This window comes from Campylobacter sp. IFREMER_LSEM_CL908 (assembly GCF_025771545.1).
GTDB lineage: Bacteria > Campylobacterota > Campylobacteria > Campylobacterales > Campylobacteraceae > Campylobacter_D > Campylobacter_D lari_D.
Window position 1 is genome coordinate 37,791 of record NZ_JAKMQK010000010.1, and the last position, 23,404, is coordinate 61,194.

General features: G+C 28.6%; 26 protein-coding genes. 19 read left to right on the forward strand and 7 right to left on the reverse strand.

All coding sequences use genetic code 11. The features are described 5' to 3' along the window. Positions 1-88: 88 nt before the first annotated feature. The 5 genes from L8U04_RS05230 to L8U04_RS05250 all read left to right on the forward strand — a co-directional run bounded on the left by L8U04_RS05230 (position 89) and on the right by L8U04_RS05250 (position 6,917). On the forward strand, positions 89-2,662 hold the full coding sequence (locus tag L8U04_RS05230; protein WP_263709571.1) for an ATP-dependent Clp protease ATP-binding subunit: 2,574 nt from the start codon (positions 89-91) through the stop codon (positions 2,660-2,662). Between the two features lie 159 nt (positions 2,663-2,821). After that, positions 2,822-3,961, forward strand: a complete 1,140-nt coding sequence (locus L8U04_RS05235; RefSeq protein ID WP_133318935.1) for a hydrogenase small subunit — start codon at positions 2,822-2,824, stop codon at positions 3,959-3,961. Between the two features lie 2 nt (positions 3,962-3,963). Further along, complete coding sequence (locus L8U04_RS05240) at positions 3,964-5,679, forward strand: nickel-dependent hydrogenase large subunit (RefSeq protein WP_263709572.1); 1,716 nt, start codon at positions 3,964-3,966, stop codon at positions 5,677-5,679. Between the two features lie 15 nt (positions 5,680-5,694). After that, on the forward strand, positions 5,695-6,387 hold the full coding sequence (cybH, locus tag L8U04_RS05245; protein WP_133318933.1) for a Ni/Fe-hydrogenase, b-type cytochrome subunit: 693 nt from the start codon (positions 5,695-5,697) through the stop codon (positions 6,385-6,387). Further along, the gene (locus tag L8U04_RS05250) at positions 6,384-6,917 is read left to right on the forward strand and encodes a HyaD/HybD family hydrogenase maturation endopeptidase (RefSeq protein ID WP_220566245.1); all 534 of its coding nucleotides are present in this window, start codon (positions 6,384-6,386) and stop codon (positions 6,915-6,917) included. The genes cybH and L8U04_RS05250 overlap by 4 nt, the downstream gene beginning before the upstream one ends. A 22-nt stretch (positions 6,918-6,939) precedes the next feature. Here the strand turns inward: L8U04_RS05250 and L8U04_RS05255 are convergent, their stop codons facing one another. Then, a complete protein-coding gene (locus L8U04_RS05255) occupies positions 6,940-7,362 on the reverse strand; it encodes a PepSY-like domain-containing protein (RefSeq protein WP_133318931.1) in 423 nt (140 codons plus the stop codon). A gap of 126 nt (positions 7,363-7,488) precedes the next feature. Here L8U04_RS05255 and gltX point away from each other — a divergent pair, with 126 nt between their 5' ends. From gltX to L8U04_RS05270, 3 genes are read left to right on the forward strand one after another with little or no spacing between them, the layout of a single operon-like run. Beyond that, complete coding sequence (gene gltX, locus L8U04_RS05260; protein ID WP_263709573.1) at positions 7,489-8,784, forward strand: glutamate--tRNA ligase; 1,296 nt, start codon at positions 7,489-7,491, stop codon at positions 8,782-8,784. Between the two features lies 1 nt (position 8,785). Then, positions 8,786-9,073: a YggT family protein gene (locus tag L8U04_RS05265; protein ID WP_012661430.1), complete on the forward strand. Its 288-nt coding sequence runs from the start codon at positions 8,786-8,788 to the stop codon at positions 9,071-9,073. Beyond that, on the forward strand, positions 9,074-10,711 hold the full coding sequence (locus L8U04_RS05270) for a lytic transglycosylase domain-containing protein (RefSeq protein ID WP_263709574.1): 1,638 nt from the start codon (positions 9,074-9,076) through the stop codon (positions 10,709-10,711). Here L8U04_RS05270 and L8U04_RS05275 read toward each other — a convergent pair. After that, positions 10,599-11,093, reverse strand: a complete 495-nt coding sequence (locus tag L8U04_RS05275) for a hypothetical protein (RefSeq protein WP_133318928.1) — start codon at positions 11,091-11,093, stop codon at positions 10,599-10,601. The genes L8U04_RS05270 and L8U04_RS05275 overlap by 113 nt on opposite strands. An 87-nt stretch (positions 11,094-11,180) precedes the next feature. On the opposite strand from L8U04_RS05275, the gene mobB reads away from it, so the two are divergent. From mobB to L8U04_RS05305, 6 genes are all read left to right on the forward strand, one after another. Continuing rightward, complete coding sequence (mobB, locus tag L8U04_RS05280) at positions 11,181-11,660, forward strand: molybdopterin-guanine dinucleotide biosynthesis protein B (RefSeq protein ID WP_220566249.1); 480 nt, start codon at positions 11,181-11,183, stop codon at positions 11,658-11,660. 9 nt (positions 11,661-11,669) lie between these two features. Continuing rightward, complete coding sequence (locus tag L8U04_RS05285; protein ID WP_263709575.1) at positions 11,670-12,518, forward strand: class 1 fructose-bisphosphatase; 849 nt, start codon at positions 11,670-11,672, stop codon at positions 12,516-12,518. After that, entirely contained in the window at positions 12,518-12,712 is a 195-nt protein-coding gene (locus L8U04_RS05290; RefSeq protein WP_133318925.1) for a hypothetical protein, read from the forward strand. The genes L8U04_RS05285 and L8U04_RS05290 overlap by 1 nt, the downstream gene beginning before the upstream one ends. 12 nt (positions 12,713-12,724) lie before the next feature. Further along, positions 12,725-14,611, forward strand: a complete 1,887-nt coding sequence (gene metG, locus L8U04_RS05295; protein WP_263659684.1) for a methionine--tRNA ligase — start codon at positions 12,725-12,727, stop codon at positions 14,609-14,611. Further along, positions 14,612-15,553 (forward strand): hypothetical protein, encoded by a 942-nt coding sequence (locus L8U04_RS05300; protein WP_263709576.1) that lies wholly within the window; start codon positions 14,612-14,614, stop codon positions 15,551-15,553. Positions 15,554-15,614: 61 nt separating this feature from the next. Beyond that, on the forward strand, positions 15,615-16,358 hold the full coding sequence (locus tag L8U04_RS05305; protein WP_220566253.1) for a substrate-binding domain-containing protein: 744 nt from the start codon (positions 15,615-15,617) through the stop codon (positions 16,356-16,358). Between the two features lie 41 nt (positions 16,359-16,399). On the opposite strand, the gene L8U04_RS05310 is transcribed toward L8U04_RS05305, so the two are convergent. Next, on the reverse strand, positions 16,400-16,972 hold the full coding sequence (locus L8U04_RS05310) for a YceI family protein (protein WP_263666556.1): 573 nt from the start codon (positions 16,970-16,972) through the stop codon (positions 16,400-16,402). Positions 16,973-17,034: 62 nt separating this feature from the next. Next, positions 17,035-17,700 (reverse strand): 7-cyano-7-deazaguanine synthase QueC, encoded by a 666-nt coding sequence (gene queC, locus L8U04_RS05315; protein ID WP_133318920.1) that lies wholly within the window; start codon positions 17,698-17,700, stop codon positions 17,035-17,037. Between the two features lie 52 nt (positions 17,701-17,752). Between queC and ybeY the strand changes: the two genes are divergently transcribed. Next, the gene (ybeY, locus tag L8U04_RS05320) at positions 17,753-18,163 is read left to right on the forward strand and encodes an rRNA maturation RNase YbeY (protein WP_220566256.1); all 411 of its coding nucleotides are present in this window, start codon (positions 17,753-17,755) and stop codon (positions 18,161-18,163) included. A 282-nt stretch (positions 18,164-18,445) separates the two neighbouring features. Here ybeY and L8U04_RS05325 read toward each other — a convergent pair whose 3' ends face one another. Next, positions 18,446-18,856 carry a PepSY-like domain-containing protein gene (locus tag L8U04_RS05325; RefSeq protein ID WP_133318918.1) on the reverse strand — a complete coding sequence of 137 codons (411 nt, stop codon included), beginning with the start codon at positions 18,854-18,856 and terminating at the stop codon, positions 18,446-18,448. A gap of 113 nt (positions 18,857-18,969) precedes the next feature. On the opposite strand from L8U04_RS05325, the gene L8U04_RS05330 reads away from it, so the two are divergent. Together L8U04_RS05330 and L8U04_RS05335 are read left to right on the forward strand one after the other, a co-directional pair. After that, positions 18,970-19,500 (forward strand): rhomboid family intramembrane serine protease, encoded by a 531-nt coding sequence (locus L8U04_RS05330; RefSeq protein ID WP_263676400.1) that lies wholly within the window; start codon positions 18,970-18,972, stop codon positions 19,498-19,500. Continuing rightward, on the forward strand, positions 19,497-19,988 hold the full coding sequence (locus L8U04_RS05335; protein WP_133318916.1) for a SixA phosphatase family protein: 492 nt from the start codon (positions 19,497-19,499) through the stop codon (positions 19,986-19,988). The genes L8U04_RS05330 and L8U04_RS05335 overlap by 4 nt, the downstream gene beginning before the upstream one ends. Positions 19,989-20,409: 421 nt before the next feature. On the opposite strand, the gene L8U04_RS05340 is transcribed toward L8U04_RS05335, so the two are convergent. Next, positions 20,410-20,610 (reverse strand): molybdenum cofactor biosynthesis protein, encoded by a 201-nt coding sequence (locus L8U04_RS05340; protein ID WP_263662431.1) that lies wholly within the window; start codon positions 20,608-20,610, stop codon positions 20,410-20,412. Positions 20,611-20,704: 94 nt separating this feature from the next. On the opposite strand from L8U04_RS05340, the gene L8U04_RS05345 reads away from it, so the two are divergent. Both L8U04_RS05345 and L8U04_RS05350 read left to right on the forward strand, forming a co-directional pair. Next, complete coding sequence (locus L8U04_RS05345; protein WP_263662432.1) at positions 20,705-21,388, forward strand: aspartate/glutamate racemase family protein; 684 nt, start codon at positions 20,705-20,707, stop codon at positions 21,386-21,388. Continuing rightward, positions 21,388-22,455, forward strand: a complete 1,068-nt coding sequence (locus L8U04_RS05350) for a tyrosine-type recombinase/integrase (RefSeq protein WP_263709577.1) — start codon at positions 21,388-21,390, stop codon at positions 22,453-22,455. The genes L8U04_RS05345 and L8U04_RS05350 overlap by 1 nt, the downstream gene beginning before the upstream one ends. A gap of 24 nt (positions 22,456-22,479) precedes the next feature. On the opposite strand, the gene L8U04_RS05355 is transcribed toward L8U04_RS05350, so the two are convergent. After that, positions 22,480-23,349, reverse strand: a complete 870-nt coding sequence (locus tag L8U04_RS05355; protein ID WP_263709578.1) for a DMT family transporter — start codon at positions 23,347-23,349, stop codon at positions 22,480-22,482. Positions 23,350-23,404: the final 55 nt, after the last annotated feature.

The following is a 23,404-nucleotide window of genomic DNA, read 5'->3' on the forward strand; positions in this document are numbered from 1 at the left end:
AATTATTTATAAATATAACTAAATAAACTTGACAATAATAGACTAAAGTTATATAATACACTTCATATAAAAGTAAAAAGGAGTAAAAATGGCAAATATACAAGATTTTTTAACAGATTCTATGCTTTCAAATATAGAAAGTGCAATTTCTTTGGCTATTCATTCTAAGAATAGTGAAATAAAACCTTTGCATTTATTATGGGCTTTAAGTGTTGATAGCTCTAGTTTGCTTAATCAAGTTTTTAATAAATTAAATGTTTCTAAAGAGGCATTTGAGTTAGAAGTAAAAAGTAAAATTTCATCTTTTCCTACTAGCTCAAATGTAAATAAAGACAATATTAAATTTTCAAATGAATTTATTAATTCTTTAGAAAAAGCAAAAGGCTTGGCTTTAGAAAATAAAGATAGTTATTTAGCTGTGGATATGTGGCTTGTTTCAGAAAGTGCTAGCGGGGTTATTAAAGAACTTTTGTCTAAATTTGTAGATTTAAATGAGTTTAAAAAAGAATTGGAATTTATTAGAGCAGGAGCTAAAATAGAAACTAAAACAAGTGATGAAACACTTGATTCTTTATCTAAATTTGGTATTGATTTGACTATGAAAGCTAAAAACAATGAGCTTGATCCTGTTATAGGTAGGGAAGAAGAAATTCAAAGATTAATGCAAATTTTAATCAGAAAAACTAAAAATAATCCTATTTTATTAGGTGAGCCAGGGGTAGGAAAAACTGCTGTGGTGGAAGCTTTAGCACAAAGGATAGTAAAAAAAGATGTTCCTACTTCGTTGCAAAATAAAAAAGTTATAGCTTTAGATATGAGTGCTTTAATAGCAGGGGCAAAATACAGAGGTGAATTTGAAGATAGATTAAAAGCAGTTGTAAATGAAGTAATAAAACATAAGAATGTAATTTTATTTATAGATGAAATTCACACCATTGTAGGTGCAGGTGCAAATGAAGGGAGCATGGATGCAGCAAATATTTTAAAACCTGCTTTAGCAAGAGGTGAGCTTCATACTATAGGTGCTACAACCTTAAAAGAATATAGAAAATATTTTGAAAAAGATGCAGCTTTACAAAGAAGATTTCAGCCTGTAAATGTAGCTGAACCTAGTGTAAATGAAGCTTTGGCTATGCTTAGAGGTATAAAAGAAAAATTAGAAATTCATCATAATGTAACTATCAATGATAGTGCTTTAGTGGCAGCTGCAAAGCTATCTAAGCGTTATATAGCTAATAGATTTTTACCTGATAAAGCGATTGATTTAATTGATGAGGCTGCAGCGGAATTAAAAATGCAAATAGAAAGTGAGCCAAATTCTTTAAGAAAGGTTAGAAAGCAAATTGAAAGTTTGGAAGTAGAAAATGAAGCTTTAAAAATGGAAGAAAATGAAGCTAATGAAAAAAGATTAGAAGAGATTAAAAAAGAATTAGCAAATTTAAAAGAAGAGCAAATCAAACTTAATGCTAAATTTGAAAATGAAAAAGCAGTATTTAATGGTATAAGTGCAAAGAAAAAAGAAATCGATACTTTAAAAAATGAAGCTATTTTGGCTAAAAATAAAGGAGATTTCCAAAAGGCTGCTGAAATAGAATATGGCAAAATTTTAGAGTGTGAAAAAGAGGTTTTAAATTTAGAAGAAAAATGGAAACAAATGACCCAAGAAGGAGTTTTGCTTAAAAATCAAGTAGATGAGGATTTAGTAGCTGGTATTTTAAGTAAATGGACAAGCATTAGTGTGCAAAAAATGCTCACTTCTGAAAAACAAAAATATTTACATATTCAAGAATATTTACAAGAAAGTGTCATAGGGCAAGATGAGGCTTTGAGTGCTTTAGCTAAAGCTATTAAGCGTAACAAAGCAGGGCTAAATCAAGCAACTAAGCCTATAGGAAGCTTTTTATTTTTAGGGCCAACTGGAGTAGGTAAAACAGAAAGTGCTAAAGTTTTGGCTAAATTTTTATTTGATGATGAAAAAGCTATGGTGCGTTTTGATATGAGTGAATTTATGGAAAAACACAGTGTATCAAGACTTTTAGGTGCACCTCCAGGATATATAGGGCATGAAGAAGGTGGGGAATTAACTGAAGCTGTTAGAAGAAAGCCTTATAGTGTGATTTTATTTGATGAAGTAGAAAAAGCCCATAAAGATGTATTTAATATACTTTTGGGAATTTTAGATGATGGTAGGGCTACAGATAGTAAAGGTGTAACGGTCGATTTTACTAATACTATCATTATCTTAACTTCTAATATAGGTGCAAATTTTATTATAGAGTTAAAGGGCGAAGAAAAAGAAAAAGCTATTAAAGAAGCTCTTAGAAGCTTTTTTAGACCGGAGTTTTTAAATCGTTTAGATGATATTATCACTTTTAACCCTTTGGGAGAAAGTGAAGCTAAAAAAATAGTTAAATTACTTTTTAATACCTTGCAAAAAAGTCTCGAAAATAGGGGTATTAAAGCAAGCTTGAGTGATAATGCTGCTAGTTTAATAGCAAAAGTTGGTTTTGATGTGGATTTTGGTGCAAGACCATTAAAAAGAGCTTTATATGACATGGTAGAAGATAAATTAAGTGATATGATATTATCGGATGAATTAAATGAAAATGATGAGATTATTATAGATTCTAAAGATGATGAAATCATCATTGTTAAACAATAAGCAAGTGTAATACTTGCTTATTTAGAGTAAAATTATCTTAATAATACTAAATTGTAAATACTTCGTATATTTGATTAAAAAATTATCATTTTTTATCTATTCTTAACAATAAATATTTTAAAATCTTTAATGATATTTCTATAATTTAAGGAACAACAAATGAGTGATTTAGATATTTTTAATCGCCGTTTAGACGCATTAGAAAAACTTCCTCTTTTGAAAAATGAGATTTCTATCTCTAAAGCCTTAGAGCAATCAGGTTTTTCAAGAAGAGATTTTATGAAATGGGCTAGTGCTATGACTGCATTTTTAGCATTACCTGCTAGCTTTACTCCAGTAGTTGCAAGAGCTGCTGAGCTTAGTGATAGACTTCCAGTGATTTGGCTTCATATGGCTGAATGTACAGGGTGTTCTGAAAGTTTGTTAAGAAGTGATGCTCCTACCATTGATAGTTTGATTTTTGATCATATTTCTTTAGAATATCATGAAACTATAATGGGTGCTGCAGGTTGGCAAGCTGAACATAATCTTGAAGCTGCTATGGAAAAATACAAAGGTAGATATATCTTAATGGTAGAAGGTGGTATACCAACAGGTGCTACAGAAAACTTTTTAACTATAGGACCACATGGAAAAACAGGAAGACAATTAGCAGAACAAGCCTGTAATGATGCTTTAGCTATTTTTGCTATAGGTACTTGTTCAGCTTTTGGTGGTATCCAAGCTGCTAGACCTAATCCAAGCAATGCTGTAAGCTTAAGTAAAGTAACAAATAAAACAGTTATCAATGTACCAGGTTGTCCTCCAAGTGAAAAAAATATTATAGGTAATGTGATTCATTACATATTGTATCAAACATTGCCAGCACTTGATGCCTATAATAGACCAAAATGGGCTTATGGGTTAAGAATTCATGATCTTTGTGAAAGAAGAGGACGCTTTGATGCGGGTGAATTTGTGCAACAATTTGGTGATGAGGGAGCAAAAAAAGGATATTGTCTTTATAAAGTAGGTTGTAAAGGCCCTTATACTTTTAATAATTGCTCAAGAGAGAGATTTAATCAACATACTTCATGGCCAATCCAAGCAGGACATGGTTGTATAGGCTGTTCTGAACCTGATTTTTGGGATACTATGGGACCTTTTGAAGAAGTGATGGCAGGAAGATTATTTGATACTGTTTATGGCTTGGGTGCTGATAGCATTTCAGATAAAATTGGTATAGGTGTGCTTTGTGTAACAGGCGTAGCTGTTGCTGCGCATGCTGTAATTGCTTCATTAGAAAAAAATAAGGATTAAAAATGTCAAAAAGAATTATTATAGATCCACTTACTAGAATAGAAGGACATTTAAGAGTTGAAGTAGTGGTTGATGAAAATAATATCATTAAAGAAGCATATTCAGGATCAACTTTATGGAGAGGGATTGAAACTATTGTAAAAGGTCGTGATCCAAGAGATGCAGGCTTTTTAACTCAAAGAATTTGTGGTGTTTGTACTTTTTCACATTATAGAGCAGGGATTATCGCAGTAGAAAATGCTTTAGGTATTACTCCGCCATTAAATGCAGTTTTAACTAGAACTTTAATGAATGCAGCTTTATACATGCATGATCATCCTGTGCATTTTTATCAACTTCATGGTCTTGATTTTGTTGATGTTGTAAGTGCTTTAAGTGCTGATGTAAAAAAAGCAAGTGATGAAGCATTTAAATATACTGATATGCCTTATGCAACAGGTGCAGATAAGCTTTTAGAAGTTCAGCAAAGACTAAAAACCTTTGTAGATAAAGGAAATCTTGGACCATTTGCAAATGCTTATTATGGACATGCGACTTATCGCTTTACTCCTGAGCAAAACCTTATTGCGCTTTCACATTATTTAGAATGTTTAAGAATTCAAAGAACAATAGCTCAAGCTATGGCGATTTTTGGTGCTAAAAATCCTCACCCACAAAGTTTAACTGTAGGCGGTGTAACTTGTGTTATGGATCTTTTAAACCCATCAAGAATGGCTGAATATATAACTAAATTCCAAGAAGTAGCTGATTTTATTAATCGTGCTTATTATCCGGATTTAATCATGGCAGCTAAAGCTTACTCTAAAGAAGCAAGTGTATTAAATGATGTAGGGGTAAATAACTTCTATACTGAGAGAGAATTCCAAATTTCAAGTGATGAATGGTTGTTTGAAGGTGGTATTATTAGAAATGGTGATTTGAGTAAGGTTGAAGAAGTAGATGAAGCTAAAATCACTGAAGAGGCTACAAGATCATGGTATGCAGACAATGAAGCTTTACATCCTTATGATGGTAAAACTAATCCAAACTATACAGGCTTAATTGATGGTGAAAGCATTGATGATAAAGGCAATATGGTTCATAGTAAGGTATTTGATATTAAAGGCAAATATAGCTGGATTAAAGCTCCAAGATATGAAAATTCGCCTATGCAAGTTGGGCCATTAGCAAATATTTTAGTAAATTATGCTAAGGGTAATAAAATTGTAGTAGAAGCGGTTGATTCTTTCTTAAAAGCTACGAATTTACCAGTTCAAGCACTTATGAGCACTTTAGGAAGAACAGGCGCTAGAGCAATTGAAGCTAAAATTATTGCTGATCATGGTTTAAAAGCATTTAATTCTTTGGTTGAAAATTTAAAAACAGATGAAAGTACTTGTGCTACTTATGCAATTGATAAAAACAAAGAATACAAAGGTAGATTTATGGGAAGTGCACCTCGTGGTGCATTAAGCCATTGGTGTAGGATTAAAAATGGTGTAATTGAAAATTGGCAAGCAGTAGTTCCTTCTACTTGGAATGCAAGTCCAAAAGATGCAAATGGAGTAGGTGGTAGCTATGAACAATGTCTTATTGGTATGAAACTAGCTGATGTTAAACAGCCTTTAGAAGTAATAAGAGCTATTCACTCTTATGATCCTTGTATAGCATGTGCAGTACATGTAATGGATACTAAAGGTAATAATCTTAGCGAGTATAAAGTTAATGTAAATTTATAAGGAAAGGACTTTAGTATGGATTCTAAACATTCCTTAAAATCAAACAGAAAGGCTGAATACGAATTTAGTATCGGTCTTCGTTTTACACATTGGTTAAGAGCGGTTGCAATCGTGATTTTAGTGGGAACTGGATATTATATTTCTTATGTATTTCAAGCTCCTTCTATTTCATCTGAACCGACTTTATTTATGCAGGCAAAATACCGCATGGTGCACCAAATTTTTGGTTTTATCTTAATAGCTTGTGTAATTTTTAAAACATATTTGTTCTTTTTTGATTCAAAAAGTGATGGTGAGAGAAAGAGTATAAAAGATATTTTTAATGTAAAATTATGGATAGAGCAAATTAAATTTTACATTTTCCTAGGAAAGCACCCGCATTTACAAGGTGTATACAATCCTTTACAATTTGTAACTTACCTTTTCTTTTATCTTGTTATGTTTGGGCTTATTTTGACAGGATTAATCCTTTATATGCATGTATATCATGAAGGCTTGGGTGGATTTTTATATAATATTTTAAGACCTATTGAGGTAATGTTAGGTGGATTGGCTGATGTTAGAACCTATCATAGAATTTTAATGTGGGTTGTGTTGATTTTTGTTCCAGTGCATATTTATATGGCTGTATTTAACTCAGTTAAAGGTAAAGATGGTGCTTTAGATGCTATCTTTAGCGGTTATAAATTTGTAAGAGAAAATCGTTGAAACTTCTAGTTTTAGGTATTGGTAATATTATGTTTGCAGATGAGGGCTTAGGCGTTCATCTTTGCAAACTTTTAGAAAAAAATTATAAGTTTTATCATGAAAAAGACTCGGTGAGTTTTGTAGATGGTGGAACTTTGGCTTTACAACTTAGCTATATTATAGCCGAATATGATGAAATGATTGTGATTGATTGTATTGCAGCAGATGATGCTAAGATTGGAGATATTTTTTTCTTTCCTTATGATGCAATGCCAAAAAAAGTTAATTGGAGTGGTAGTGCGCATGAGGTTGAAATGCTTCAAACTTTACAATACATGGAACTTATGGGAGATTTACCTAAAACTCAAATTTTAGCTTGCGTGCCAAAGCGTATAGAGCCATTGAGTTTTGAACTTTCAAAAGAAGTCTTAAATGCTTTAGAAAAAATGGAGAAAATTTTACTTGATTTTTTAGAGAAAAAAGGCTTTACTTACAAGAGAGTTGCTAATTATAATATACAAGAGCTTGCTTTAAATTCTTATAAAAGCTAAGCAAAAAAGCTTAGCTTAAATTCTAATCATCAAATTTTTGTCCTAAGAAATTTCCATTTACATCAGTATAAATTTCCATCATATTATTAAGTTTGAATTTATAACCTTGAATTTCTTTTTCAACTTTAATTATACTTGCATTTGGGTGCATTTTTTTAATCGTTGCTAAAACATTTGGACTTAAAAAAGAAGTATCAATTGGTCTGTATTTTGCATCGATTTCTTTCCAATCTCCATTGATAAAAAACTCAAGCTCAGTTCCATTGTCTAAATAAACATCAAAGCTATCAATATCTTGTTTAACTAAAGCAATGTTTGAACCTGTAAAATGTTTTTGTATGAAATTTTTAGAATTTGCTGGTAAAGCATTAACTCCTACAATCATATCTTGTGCAAAAACAAAACCTGCAGTAACTAATGTTGCTAAAGCTATTTTTAATTTCATTTTTTATCCTTTATGTTGAATTATTTATGAAATCATATTGCTATTGAGTGAATTTTGTGTGAACTTAAAAGAAATAGCAAGTATTTAATTGTATAATGATAAAAAAGTTTTTTAAAAGGATAAATAATGTATAGGTTTGCACCATCGCCTACTGGAGATATGCATATTGGAAATTTAAGAGCAGCTTTATTTAATTATATTAAAGCAAGACAAGAAAATTCTGATTTTATTTTGCGTATTGAAGATACGGATAATGCTAGAAATATAGTTGGAAAAGAAGAAGAAATAAAAGCTATTTTAAAAGAATTTGGTATAACTTGGCAGCATTATTATGTACAAAGTGAGAATTTGAAATTTCATCGTCAAATGGCTTTAAAGCTAGTAAGTGAAAAAAAAGCTTTTGCTTGTTTTTGTACCGAGGATGAATTAGCTCATAAAAAAGAACTAGCTAAAAGTAAAAATCAAGCATATAGATACGATGGTACTTGTGAAAAACTTGCAGATATTGATGTATTAAATTGTGAAAAACCTTTCGTAATCCGTCTTAAAAAACCTCAATCGCAAATGAAATTTATAGACTATATTAAAGGTGAGATTGGTTTTAATCCTGAAGATATTGATAGTTTTGTAATTATGAGGGCTGATAAAACCCCAACTTATAATTTTGCTTGTGCGGTTGATGATATGCTAGAAGGTGTTACTTGCATTATAAGGGGCGAAGATCATGTTTCAAATACTCCTAAGCAAGAACATATTAGAGCAAGTTTGGGTTATGATAAAAGCATGACTTATGCACATTTGCCTATCATTTTAAATGAAGAAGGTGTTAAAATGAGCAAAAGAGAGGCTCATTCTAGTGTAAAATGGATGCTTGATAATGGATATTTAGCAAGTGCTATTGCAAATTATTTAATACTTTTAGGTAATAAAACTCCAAAAGAGATTTTTACTTTAGAAGAAGCCATAGAATGGTTTGATTTGAAAAAAGTTTCAAAATCTCCTGCAAGATTTGATACTAAGCGTTTAATGCAAATTAACCGTGAGCATATAAAAATGCTTGATAATGATAAATTAAATTCTTTATTAAATTTAGGCAAAGATGTAGCTGAGCTTGCAAAATTTTATACTCAAGAAGCTAGCACGCTAAATGAGATAAGAGAAAAAATACAAGCAATTTTTGCAGTTAAAAATTATAATGAATTTGAAAATGAATGTAAGCTAATTAAAGAGATTTTAAAAGATTTGGATTTACCTCAAGAATACGATGAGTTTAAAAAGATTTTGATGGAAAAAACAAATTTAAAAGGTAAAAATTTATTTATGCCTTTGCGTTTAGTATTAACAGGGGTTACTCATGGACCTGAAATGAGTGAAATTTATACTTTAATTAAGCCTTTTGTTAAAGAAATTATAAAGGAGTAAAATGGGAGTTGGAACAAGTTTGATTGTATCTTTGGTGCAAATTTTTTCTTTAGTTATTGAAATTTATGTATGGATTATAATCATTGCAGCATTGATTTCTTGGGTAAGGCCTGATCCATATAATCCTATAGTGCAAATTTTATATCGTTTAACTAATCCTGCTTATGCTTTTGTAAGAAGGTTTATTCCTACTACTATAGGGAGTATTGATTTAGCACCTTTGATTATTATTTTAGGATTAAAATTTATCCAAATATTTTTATCAAATTTAATTTTAGGAAGTTTATAAGTGTTGAAAAAAAGTGTAGTGTTACTTTTAGCTGGAGTGGTTTTTGCAAATAGTGCAATGTATTCTTATAAAGAATTAGAGCAAAGACCAAATTCTTTAGCTAAGGATTATTATTTATATCGTTTATTAGAAAAAAATGAATTTAAAAAAGAAGAAGTTGAAGGTTTAAAAGAACATATTTATCGTTATGCAGGGCGTATTAAAAATGCCATTGAAGCCATTATTCCGCCTTTGGGGTATAATAAAGAATATGAAGCTTGTTATAAATTTAATACACAAAATATCTTAGATGCTAATGCTACTTGTCAGCTTATAAGATTAAATAGTTTAACTTTTATACAAGATCTTAATGCTTCAGTGCGTAATGAGATGAAAAAAAATATCCCACAGGATAATCCAAATTTAACAAAACTTTTAGAAGCTTTTGATGCTAAAGATCCTCTAAGTTATGCGGTTTTAAATTATGATAGTGCTAATTTTTATAAAATCTATAATTTCTTAAAAGATAAAAAAGATTTTTTCTTAGAAAAAGATTTTGTAAATGAATTAGCTAAAGAAAAAGAATTTACAAATTTTGTAAAAGAAATTATCATTAAGAAAAAAAGTCCATTGATAAGAAAATCTCTAGTCAATGTAGATGCAAATTTAACTTTTCAAGATAATGCTTTTTATCTAGGTGTAAATGCTATTTTAGAAAATGACGATAAAAAAGCATTGGAATTTTTTCAAGTAGCAAAAGATACTTTTAAAAGCAAACCTTTAGTAGATAATGCAAATTTTTGGCTATATTTGATCACTCAAGATAAAAAGTACATTGATGAGCTTGCTCAAAGTGATTCTTTAAATATTTATAGTCTTTATGCAAGAGAGTTAAAAGGCTTGCCTTTACCTAAAATAGAAGAATTAAAGCCAAAAAAACAAAAAAATGATTTTGATATGAAAGATCCTTTTGCTTGGCAAAAGCTCGCAAAAGAAATTGCAAAAGGTACTCCTAGTGAGCTAGAAAAACTTGCAAAAGATTTTTATACCAAGGAAAATATCGCTATTTATGCCTATATTAAAGAAAGGGCCGAAGGTTTTAAAAAACATTATTTTATTATGCCTTATTTTGAATATTTAAAAGATTATTCTACGCAAAGAAAAGCTATGATTTTAGCTTTAGCTAGACAAGAAAGTCGTTTTATACCAACAGCCATTTCAACTTCTTATGCTTTGGGTATTATGCAATTTATCCCATTTTTAGCTAATCATATAGGCAATAAAGAACTGCAAATTCCAAATTTTGATCAAGACATGCTTTTTGAACCAAAAACAGCTTATACTTTTGCAAATCATCATTTAGATTATTTAGAATCTAAACTTAATTCCCCGGTTTTTGTGGCTTATGCTTATAATGGAGGTATAGGATTTACCACTAGAATGCTCAAAAGAGAAGATATGTTTAGAGTGGGAAAATATGAGCCATTTTTATCAATGGAGCTTGTTCCTTATGCAGAAAGCAGGGTATATGCTAAGAAAGTTTTAGCTAATTATGTTGTTTATTTGCATCTTCTGAACGATAATACACCGATTTCGAAATTTTTTGAAACTTTAGCTCAAAACACTGATTCTCAAAACACAAATCAAGTTTTAAAATAGGTTTTTGCACTAATTCATTAAGAGTGATTTTGTAATAACTTGCATAATCACTCTTAATGATATATTTAAATAATTTATCATTTTGATCTAAGGTTTTTATATTAGTTTTTTCTCCATCTATGAGTATTGAAATTTGCTCTTGTTTGATGTTGATATTTGGCAAAAAACTAAGTACAAAAACTTCTTTTTGACTTTTTTCATCTAATACAGGGTTTAAATAGCTCAATAAAGCAACTACTCTATTATCTTTATAATTAAAATTAATTTTTTGTGCATACATTAGAGTTTGGCTTTTTAAATTAATTTCACTTTGCTCTTGGGTTTTATTAGAGCATGCGGTAAAAATAAGTGTTAAAAAAATAATCATATAAACTTTTTTCATATTTTTGTTCCTAATTTTTTTATAATTATAAGCTTTTAACTTTTAAAAAGATATAATTTCATTTATTTTATTTGATTTAAGGAAGTTATGAAAAGATTAGCAATGGCTTTTAGCGGGCCTTCCAATTCAGGTAAAACGACTTTGATTACTCAAGTTGCTAAGTATTTTATGGAACAAAATTATAAAGTATGCATTATAAAACACGATCCAAAAGATAAAGCAAGCTTTGATATAGCAAAAAAAGATAGTTTTAAATTTTTTCAAAGTGGTGCTGATGTAATGGTTTTAAGTCCTACAAGGACAACTTTATTTACACATTCTCCAAGTACTTTAGATGAAGCTATTTCTAAACTAGGAGAATTTGATTTTTTATTTATAGAGGGCTTAAAAACTTTAGATATGCCAAGAATTAGCGTTTTTTGTAAAGAAGTAGATGAGAGCTATTTTGCTTATTCTAAGGCTATTGCAAGTTATGAGAAAATTGAAAATAAAAATTTAACTTGGCTTTATTTGGATGATTTAGAAAGTATTTGTGATTTTATATTAAAAAATTCAAAAAAAGTATAGAGGTAAAATATGCAAGAATTAATTGACGATATGCAAAAAGCAGTGATTGAAATTTCAAAAGAACTTAGATATTTAAAAGATTTTGATTATACCACTTCTCAAAATGCCACAGGAGATAATCAATTAAAACTTGATGTAAAAAGCGATGAGATTATCACTAGAATTTTAAAGCAAAGCAAAGGTTTAAAAAGCTTAATTAGCGAGGAAAAACAAGAGCAATTACTAATCAATGAAAATGAAAAATATGTTGTTGCTTATGATCCTTTAGATGGTTCTTCTTTAGTAGATGTGAATTTTGCTATAGGTTCTATTTTTGCTATTTATGAGCAAAAGGCTAGTGCAAAAAATCTAAAAGCAGCAATTTATGCTATTTATGGCGTGCGTTTAGAGCTTATAGTGTGTATAGACACTCCTAAGCTTTATAGATTAAATGAAAAAGATGAATTTGTTTTTGTTAAGGATTTAAAATTAAATGAAAAAGGCAAATTAAATGCAAGCGGTGGGACACAAAAAAATTGGTCAAATACTCATAGAGCCTTTATAAAAGCTTTATTTGATGAGGGTTATCGCTTGAGATATTCTGGTGCTATGGTGAGTGATTTGCACCAAATTTTACTCAAAGGTGGAGGGTTGTTTTCATATCCTGCAACAAGCGATGCACCAAATGGAAAATTAAGAGCATATTTTGAGGTGTTTCCTTTTGCTTTTATTTTTGAAAAAGCAGGAGGATTTTCTACCAATGGAGAAAATGATTCTTTACTTGATTTAGAATTTGAAAAAATTCATGCAAGTACGCCATGCTTTTTGGGTTCTAAATATGAAATTGAAAAACTAAAACAAGCTTATAAAGGTTTTTAATGGCTGAAGTTAAAGATGAATTTGAGTTGGCTTTAGAAGTTAAAAAAAATGAACTTCAAGCTTGTCAAAACGAAAAAAAAATAAAATCTTGTTTACCTTGCTCTATGATTTTTGAGTGCTCTTTAAGAAAAGAGTATATAGAAGCAGTTTATAAGAGTATGTCTAAAGGTAAAGAAGGTGGATTTGATTTTTAATAAAGGTTGAAAATGCGTTATATTACTACCCCGATATATTATGTAAATGATGTGGCTCATATTGGTCATGCTTACACTACGATTATAGCAGATACTTTGGCTAGATTTTATCGCTTACAAGGAGAAAAAACATTCTTTTTAACAGGCACAGATGAACATGGTCAAAAAATAGAGCAAGCTGCTAGCGTTAGAAATTTTACTCCTAAAGAATATGCAGATGAAATTAGTGCTAAGTTTAAAAAACTTTGGGATGAGTTTGAAATTTCTTATGATTATTTCATTAGAACTACGGATGAAAATCACAAATTAAGCGTTCAAAAAGCATTTAAAAAAATGTATGATAAAGGTGATATTTACAAAGGCACTTATGAAGGCTTTTATTGTGTTTCTTGTGAGAGTTATTTTACTCAAACTCAACTTATAAATGAGTGTCATTGTCCAGATTGTGGTAAGAAAACACAGCTTTTAAAAGAAGAAAGTTATTTTTTCAAGCTTTCTAAATATCAAGATCAAATTCTTAAATGGTACAAAGAAAAAGAGCCGATTTTACCCAAAAATAAGGCTAATGAGTTGATTTATTTTGTAGAAGGTGGCTTAAAAGATCTTTCCATTACAAGAACGAGTTTTGAATGGGGTATAAAGCTTCCAAAAGAACTAAATGATGAAAAACATGTGGTGTATGTTTGGCTTGATGCTTTGATGAATTATGTGAGTGCTTTGGGCTATGGACTTGATGATGAAAATATGGATCTTTGGCCTGCTTATATACACTTTGTAGGCAAAGATATTTTGCGTTTTCATGCAGTGTATTGGCCTGCGTTTTTGATGAGTTTAGAACTTCCTTTACCTAAATTTATAGCAGCACATGGTTGGTGGACTAAAGATGGTGAAAAAATGAGCAAATCTAAAGGTAATGTAGTAGCGCCTAAAGAAGTAGCAGATACTTTTGGTTTAGAGGCTTTTAGATATTTTTTACTCAGAGAAGTTCCTTTTGGTAATGATGGAGATTTTTCGCAAAAAGCATTAATCACTAGAATCAATGCAGAATTAAGCAATGAGCTTGGAAATTTATTAAATAGAATTATCGGTATGAGTGCTAAGTATTCTCAAAATATTATTGAGTGTAAAGATGTGAATTTGTATTTTAATCAAGAATTAAATGAATGCAAAGAGTATTTAGATAATGCAATCAATGCTTTGGAAAATATCCAGCCAAATCGCTATTTAGAGGAACTTTTCAAGGCTTTATCTTTAGCAAATTTAAGTATTAGTAAATATGAGCCTTGGAATTTGATTAAAAATAATCAAACGCAAAAAGCTAATGCTTTAGTGGCTTTATGTGCTAATATTTTAACAAAAGCAACTATTTTACTTTCAGCTGCTATGCCAAAGACAGCATTAAAAATTGCAAAGGCTTTAAATTTTGAAATATCAAACGAAAATTATCAAAAACTAATTTTAAATAATCAATTATGTGATTTAAAATCAAGTGCATGTGAAGCTTTGTTTCCAAAAGTTGAATTAACCCAAGAAAACAAAAAAGAAGAAAAATTAGAAGAGAAGCCAAATTTAGCTCAAATTAAAATAGATGATTTTAAAAAAATCGAAATCAAAGTAGCATCAGTAAAAGATTGTCAGAATATAGAAGGCAGTGAAAAGCTTTTAAAATTTCAACTTGAACTTGAAAATGGCGAACTAAGACAAGTACTTTCAGGTATTGCTAAATTTTATAAAGCTAGTGAGTTAATAGGCAAGCAAGTTTGCGTAATTACAAATCTAAAAAAAGCTAAAATTTTTGGTCATGAAAGCCAAGGTATGATTTTAAGTGCTCAAAAAGATGAAAAATTAGTTTTGATAAGCCCGCAAGGCTTTATCGAAAATGGAGCTTTAATAGGCTAGATGAATATTTCTAACTTTATCGAACTTATTAATGCTCGAGTTTTAAATTATGGAGCAACTTCTAGTGTTTATGATTTTAGTATAGATTTAAACAAAGTCAAACAAGCAAGTGTTTTTTTTGCTAAAAATAATGAACAAGCAAGCTTTGCTATAAAACTTGGTGCTTATGTTATAGTAAGTGAGGAAAGATTAAAACTTGAAGATAAAGATGTGTTTTATCTTCAAGTTGATGATTTAGAAGCAACTATTTTTAGACTTTTTAGATTTTTAAGTGAAGAAAAATCTTATGAATTTATATATTGCAATCATGTAGAATTAAAATTTGCAAAGGCATTTAATTTTAAAGTCTTAAACTCAAATATTTTATTAGATTTTGATCTTTTAAAAAATTCAAAAGAAAAAACTTTCTTTTGCTCTGATGATGAAAAATTTATTTTAAAACTTAAATCAAATTTTCATACTTTAAAAGCATGTAAATACGAAATTTTAGGCTCTAAATCTTTATTTCAAACGAGTTTGCTTTGTAAAAATTTGTATTTTAAAGATTTAAAATTTGCATTTTTTTATGCAGATATTTTTGCTAGATTTATTGATTTTACTGAAAAGCAAAATCTATCTTTTAATTTTAATGAAAAAAAGTTAGATCTTTTTAAGGCATATTTTTTAAACTCAAAAAATGAAATTTGTGCTTTTGGTGGAAGTTCTAGAGTAATTTTACTTGTGGAAAATGAAAAAGATTTTGAATTTATATGCCAAAAACTCCAAGGCGTTAAAGATTTCAAAATAGCATTAAAAAATTCATTATTTTGCGATTTTTCTTATATAAATTTGAGTGAATTAAAGAATTTTTTTGATTTTAAATATTGCCTAATCAAAGAAAATGAAGAAGAGTTTTTGGAGTATTTTTTAGCACGAGAGAAAAAAATTAGTTTATTTGATTAAAAAAATATCAACTTTAAAAAGATATATTTACGATTTTATTTTATTAATTTAAGGAAAAAATATGAAAAAATTTTTATTTTTAAGTTTATTTGCTGCAGCTGCATTAAATGCTGAAATTTTAGTTTATGGTCCAGGTGGTCCTGCTCCTGTTTTAAAAGAGCTTGCTAAGCAATTTGAAGAAAAATATGGAGAAAAAGTTATTATTAATGCAGGACCAACACCTAAATGGATAAAAAAAGCAAAAACAGATGCTGATATTATTTATTCAGGTAATACCTCTATGATGGATGGTTTTGTTAAAGCAATGCCAAAACAAATCAAAATAGAAGATGTTCAAGTTTTAAATGCTAGAGGTTCGGGTATGATTGTAAGAGCAAATAATCCAAAAAAAATTAAAAAATTTGAAGATCTTTTAAAAGATGGCGTTAATGTTATGGTGGTTGATGGAGCAGGGCAGGTTGGCTTATATGAGGATATGGCTTTAAAAACAGGAAAAATTGAAAACCTAGAAAAATTAAGAAAAAACATTAAAGTATATGCTAAAAATTCAAAAGCAGCGGTTGATGAGTGGAAAAATAATCAAAATATCGATGCTTTAATCATTTGGACACATTGGATTAAAGCAGTTGGAGAGAAAGAAAATAAATTTATTTTAGCGGATAAAAATTCAATCATTTACAGAGCGGCTGAAATAGTTCCAACGCAAAAAGGTTTAAAAAATCCAAAAGTAGCTGAATTCATCAAATTTACACAAAGTAAAGAAGCTCAAAAAATTTGGAAAAAAGAAGGTTGGGTAGCTAAATAAAAATCAAAGCATTTTACAAAAAGTAAAATGCTTTTATAATATTATTTTTCGTTGATTTCTGCTTCGATGCTAATTTGTACTTCATCGCTAAGTGTTAAGCTAGAAGTATCAGGAGCAAATTTGAAATCACTTCTTTTAATTTGTCCTTGTAGAGTAAAACCTGCTTTTTCTTTACCACTATCTGTTTTAATAACACCGCCAATTTCAGTATCTAAAACAACATCTTTGCTTATTCCAGCAATGCTTAATGAGCCATACATTTTACCTTTTTCATTAGAGATTTTTTCATATTTACTCATAGTAAAAGTAATGTTTGGATGAGTTTTTGCTTTAAAAAAATCATCTTGTTGTAAATGCGCATCTCTTGCTTTATTTTCTGTGTTTATAGAAGCAACTTTTATATTTGCTTGAAGTTTGTTAAATTCAAATTTAGCACTATCAAAATCAATTACTGCATCATAATCTTTAAAATTTCCATTTACATTGCTAATTTGTAAATGTTTGATTTTAAAAGCTACATTTGTGTGTGCTTTATCTAAGCTAAATTCTTTACTCAAAGCACTACTTGCCAAAATCGAAGCAGCTAAAAATGAACCAAATAATATTTTTTTCATGTTTTCTCCTTAATGTTTAAAAAAGCAAATTATACAAACTAAAATAAAATGAAAGTAAATTTTTAAACATATTCTATAAAATCTTTTACATTAGCCTCTTTAAAGCCTTTTAGTCTTAATAAACAACTATCACATTTACCACAAGCTTTATCTCCTCTTTCATAGCAAGACCAAGTATATTCTAAGGCTACTTTTTCTTTTAGGGCTAATTCAACTATTTGTCCTTTACTTAGATGAACTAATGGGGTTTTTATTTGCACTTTGCAAGTTTTTGTTGTTCCTTCATTGATAAATTCATTGGCTTTTTGTATAAATTTCGCACTACAATCAGGATAACCACTGCTATCTTCTTGTACCACTCCTATAAAAATACTTTCACAATTTTCCTTTTCAGCTATAGCACCTGCGATAGATAAAAAAATACCATTTCTAAAAGGAACATAGGTGTTTGGGACTTCTTTTTCATGTAGTTTTTCTTTGGGAATTTCTAAATTTAAATCTGTTAATGAGTTTCCTCCAATATTTGCTATAAATGACACATCTAAAATATATTTTGTTTTTATGTTAAGTTTTTCACAAATTTTATTAAAACATTCCCTTTCTTTAAGCATGGTGCGTTGGTTATAGTCAAAATGTAAAGCAATGATCTCATATCCTTCTTTTTTAGCTAAATATGCACATAAAGTACTATCCATACCACCACTTATAATACAAAGAGCTTTTTTCATGCTTTTCCTTAATTTTGATATAATTTGAAATTATAAAATCAAAAGGATAATAATGATTTTTTGTGAAGAAGAAATGGATATTTCTTTTCTTGAAAAAATAGCCCAGAAAATGAGCGATCAAAATATAGAGCTTGTTTTGGTAGATGAAAGAGTTATGCGTGAGATTAATTTTAGTCAAAGAGGTATAGATAAAACTACAGATGTGTTATCTTTTCCTTTGATACAAAATTGTGAAAATTTACTTGGCAGTATTGTGATAAATTTAGATGAAGTAAGTAAAAAAGCAATGGAGTATAAACACAGTAATGAAGAAGAGATGGCATTACTTTTTATACATGCTATGCTTCATTTACAAGGATATGATCATGAGGTAGATCAAGGACAAATGAGACAAAAAGAACAAGAATGGATTGAATATTTTAAGCTACCAAAAAGCCTGATAGTAAGAGTGCAAGAGGAGTAAATATTTAAAAAATTTTAGCTTATGTGTGGGTTATATACCTATAATGAAAATACATTTATGCTAAATATTTTAGGAAAAATTTGATATTTGTTTATCTAATTTGACAAAGAGTAGTACTAATTATGATTTTGTCCAAACAAAGTAAAAGCAATATTTAAGGTGGGAAAATCAATACAGAGCCTATGATAAAGCTCCTTATTTTAAAATTTTTATAAGTTTTGATAAGGGTTAAAGCCTTTTTAGAAGAAAATTTAAAATTTGCTTATTTGATCTTAAACAATTTTAATCGTCAAATTTTTGTCTTAAAATAGTCCCATTATCATCAATATAAAGTTTCATTTGATTATTAAGTTCTATTTTGTAATATGAAATTTTTCTTTCTATTTCAATAATCGCTGCATTTGGATAGGTATTTTTAATGGTATTTTGTATTGCTAAAGGCAAAATAGCATAATTTAAAGATCTGAAATTTTCAGCTTCTTTAAATTCTCCATTGAGTGAAAACTCAATTTCACTTCCATCACTTAAATAAATTTCGTAAGAATATCCATCTTGTTCTACTAGACCAATCTCTGCATTAAAGTAATCTTTAATAAATTGTTTGATATTTACCGGCAAAGAATCAGGTGCTATGACTATACCAGCATTAAGAGTATTTAAACTAATCAAAAAAGCTAAAGCTAGTTTTTTCATTTTTAACCTTATTATATTTTTGACGATATTGTATCTTATTAATGTGAATTTTATGTGTAAGCTAGAATTTAAATAGCTTTTTGTTATAATTATCAAAAATACAAAGTAGGGCAATGGTAGCTTCATTTTTAATCGCTTTTAATGTTATTGTATTTATTTTTGTAAATTATCTTTATTTTGGTTCTTTAAATTTAGATACTATTTTGGGTTTAAATTTATTTTTTTTTCAAGGATTTTATTGGCAAATTTTAAGCTCAATATTTATGCATGGAAATTGGCCTCATTTGATTTTAAATATGATAGTGCTTTTTCAATTTGGCTCTATGCTTGAAAAATACTTAAAAAGTTTTAAATTTGCCCTGCTTTATTTAATCGGTGGAATTCTTTGCTCTTTGCTTAGTGCTTTTTATATGTATTTAAGTTTTGATGGTAGTTTTGTAAATGTAGTGGGTGCAAGTGGTGCTATATGTGTTTTAATGGGGTATTATGCATATTTGGATAAAACCGCCACCAAAGGACTTATCGTGGCTATATTATTAATGAGTTTTGTGCCTATTTTTATGGGTGTTAATATAGCTTGGTATGCACATATTTTTGGCTTTATATGTGGATATGCTTTGGGTAAATTTAAGGTTATAAGATGAAATATATCTATTTTATTCGTCATGCTAAAGCTCAAAAAGAAAATTACGATCAAGATTTACAACGAGAACTTAGTTCTAGTGGAAAAGATGATTTAAAAACTATGATTTATAGGATTAAGGATTTAGAATTTAAAGCCCAAAGCATTATCTCAAGTCCTGCTAAGCGCTGTATAAAAACAGCACAAAAACTCTGTAAAAGCTTTTCTTTAAAAGAAAAAGATATCAAGATAGAAAAAAGCTTTTATGATGGTAATTTAAAGGATGTGTTAAATTTTATAAAAGAATCAAAAGAGAGTAGGGTAGTGCTAATTATGCACAATCCTTTATTGCAAGAACTTTGTGAGTATCTAGCTCATATAGATTTAGAAAACTTTCCAACTTCTGCTATTTTATGTATGCAATTTGATATAAAAGAATTTAAAGATATAAAAGAACACAGCGGGGAAGTTGTGTTTTTTGATTATCCTAAAAGTCAAGAAAATAACTAATCTACATTTTTAAACTTCAAATTTATTTAAGCAAAAATATAAACTAAAATTTAGTTGAAATAAAAAATATACATCTTTAGTCTTTTATAACTGCATAAAATAACTTATAATATTTTTCAAAAAATTATACTTATTTTTTTATGGATAAATTATTTTCATCCAAAAAATAAAATGCTTTAAAATACTATATTATAGGTATTTTTAAATATATTTCACTTATGTATAAACAGATAAATATAAAAGTTTGAAAATTATAGTTTTCAATACAAAATATATATAATTTCAATATTTTACTATTTATCATATAATTTTACATATATATTAAGTTTAAGTTAAAATATTTTTATAGACTAAAAAAGTTAAAATGATGAGTAAAAAAAGAAATTAATACAAAAGTTTAACTTGTGTGGAGTTTTTGATTTTATTTGGATTTTTGAATCAATCTTGAAAGTTGTTTTGCTAAAAGTTTAGCACTATTTTCATTTTTGCTAAGTTTTTTCATATTTTCTCTAAATTCGTAAAGTCTTTTTTCTTGTGTAAAGTCATTATTTAAAGTATTATCTTGTTTTGAAATATTGTTTTGTTTTATTTGCTTTTGCGCGGTTTTTTTCTTAAAAAACATATCATCACCCTATCTTTGTTTTTATAATTATAGCTTGATATTTTTTAAGTAAGATTTTTTTATAATTTTTATATTAATTTTAAAAGGAAAAAAATTGAAAACCATAGGTTTAATAGGCGGAATGAGTTATGAAAGCACACTTAGTTATTATGAAATTATCAATAAATTAATAAATGAAAAATTAGGAAAATTACATAGTGCTAAGATAGTTTTAACTAGCGTTGATTTTGAAGAAATAGAAGAATGTCAACGAAAGAATGATTGGCAAAAAGCAAGTGAAATTTTAACCCAACATGCCCTACTTTTGCAAAAAAGTGGAGTTGATTTTATATTAATTTGCACTAATACTATGCATAAATGTTATGAAAATATACAAAAAAACATTCAAATTCCTATCTTACATATAGCTAAAGCTATGCTTTTAGAACTTCAAGAGCAAAATATCGATAAAGTATTGTTATTAGGGACAAAATACACTATGCAAGAAGATTTTTATAAACAACTTTTAATTAACTCAAAGATTGAAGTTTTTATTCCCAAAAATGATGATATTTTAAAGCTTAATGATATTATTTTTAATGAACTTTGCAAAGGTATTATAAATGAAAAATCAAAAAGATATTTATGTGATTTGATTGCTCAATTTTCGGAGGTTCAAGGAGTGATTTTGGGTTGTACTGAACTTGGTTTGATTATAAAAGAAAGCTCTAAAAAGCTATTTGATAGTGCATATATCCATGCTAAAATGGCTACTTTGAAAGCTTTGGAGAATGAGTGATGAAATATCCTCTAGATTGTGAAGAAAATTTTGAAAGGTCATTTTTATTTTGGCTTTGTAGATATGTGAAATTTAAGCTTAATTCTTTATCAAATAAGGAATTAAAAGACCCTCAAGCTTTGGCTGTAGTAAATTTAGCCTTAAGCAAGGGTGTTAAAAATATACAAGAGCTTGATGCTTATGTAAAAAAAGCAAGAAATGCAGGACTTAGCGGTGTAAATACGTATTTTAATCCTTTGAAAAAACTTTATGAGTATTTGTTATTTTACAAGCTTTATTCGCTAAAACAAATCGATGAAGAGCTTTTAGTAGAAATTTTAGCAAGTATTAGTGCTTCTTTGTCTGATGCGAGTAAGAAAAACTACCGTATAGCTGTGATTAATTTTTTTGCATTTTTAGATAAACAAAATGAAGAAGAAAATAAAGCTCATATTTTTGATATCAACCTTAAAAACTGGGCGGGTATAAGTGGTTCTAAGGGAGTTAAGCTACCTGAGTATATGAGTGAAGATGAAGTGAGTAAATTTTTAGATGCTATTGATAATACAGATTTTAAAAGTAATACCATACGCAATCGCTTGATTATTAAAATCATCATTTTTACAGGAATTAGGGTTAGTGAAGCTATTAATATAAAATTAAAAGATATTAGCGAAGAAAATGATCTTTATATTATACGCATTAGAGCTAAAGGTAATAAATACCGCGTTGTGATGATTAAAAAAGAGCTTATAGAACATCTTTTAAAAGATGTAAAGGTAAATTATCTTTCTTATGATGGACTTTTATTTGTCAATCGCAATGGTAAAGCCCTAACCCAAGCTTATGTTTCGCGTATAGTAGAACAAATTTTATTTAAAGCAGGAATTCGCAAGCAAAAAAATGGAGCCCATATGTTAAGACATACTTTTGCTACCCTACTTTATAAAAAACAAAAAGATTTAGTTTTAGTCCAAGAAGCACTAGGGCATGCGAGTTTAAATACTTCAAGAATTTACACGCACTTTGATAATGAAAAGCTAAAATTAGCTGCAGAGGTAGCCAAAAAACTTCACGATAGAACCTAGATAATTTTATCTAGTATTTTTTAATCACTTATTCTTAGTGTGTTTTTTGGCATTTAAAAACACACTAAGAATGATCAAAGCAAAAGCAAAAAGATCAATCACGCTATAAATAGTTCCTAAAAATAAAAAACTCATAAAAGCAGCAGCCACAGGTTCTATACAAGCTATCATACTAGCTTTAAAAGCCCCTATTAATTCAACTCCTTTTAAATATAAACAAAAAGCCCCTATTGTACCTATAAATACAATCGCGCTCATAGCCAAAAAGGAGTTTAAAGAAAAATCATGTTTTGGGATATTTCCTTGTAATAATACAAAAAGCAAAAAAGAAGCAAATAAACTAGCTAAACCCATGATTAAAAATAAGCCATATTTTACTATGATAAGTCTAGCACTCAAAGAATAAAATGCCACTCCAAGAGCTCCAAAAAAAGCCCAAATAACACCTCTTATATCAAGTTTTAATGTATTAATATCTCCATTTGTTATAAGTAAAAATAAGGCAAAAAGTATTAAAAACAAAGCGATTAGTTCTACTTTTTTAGGTAAAATTTTATTTTTAAAACACATAAAAAGCATTATGATTAATGGTGCATTGTATTGTACCATCGTGGCAGTTCCTGCATCGGTATAATAAATAGCTTTAAAATAACCATATTGAGTTATCAATAAACCAAAGATAGAAAAAATTAAAAGAGAGCTAAGTTCTTCTTTTTGCTTTAGTAATTTTAGTTTGAAATTTTTTACACCCAAAATTATTAAAATAACGCCGGTAAAAAGCAAACGATAAAAACTTACCCATTCAGCAGAATAATGATTTTTAAACAAATACTCAGCCAAAACCCCACTTATGGCCCAAAATATCCCACCAAGTATGACTAGAAAAACTCCCAAAAAACACCTTTAATCTTATTAATTTATATAATATTTGTAGTAAAATATTATTATA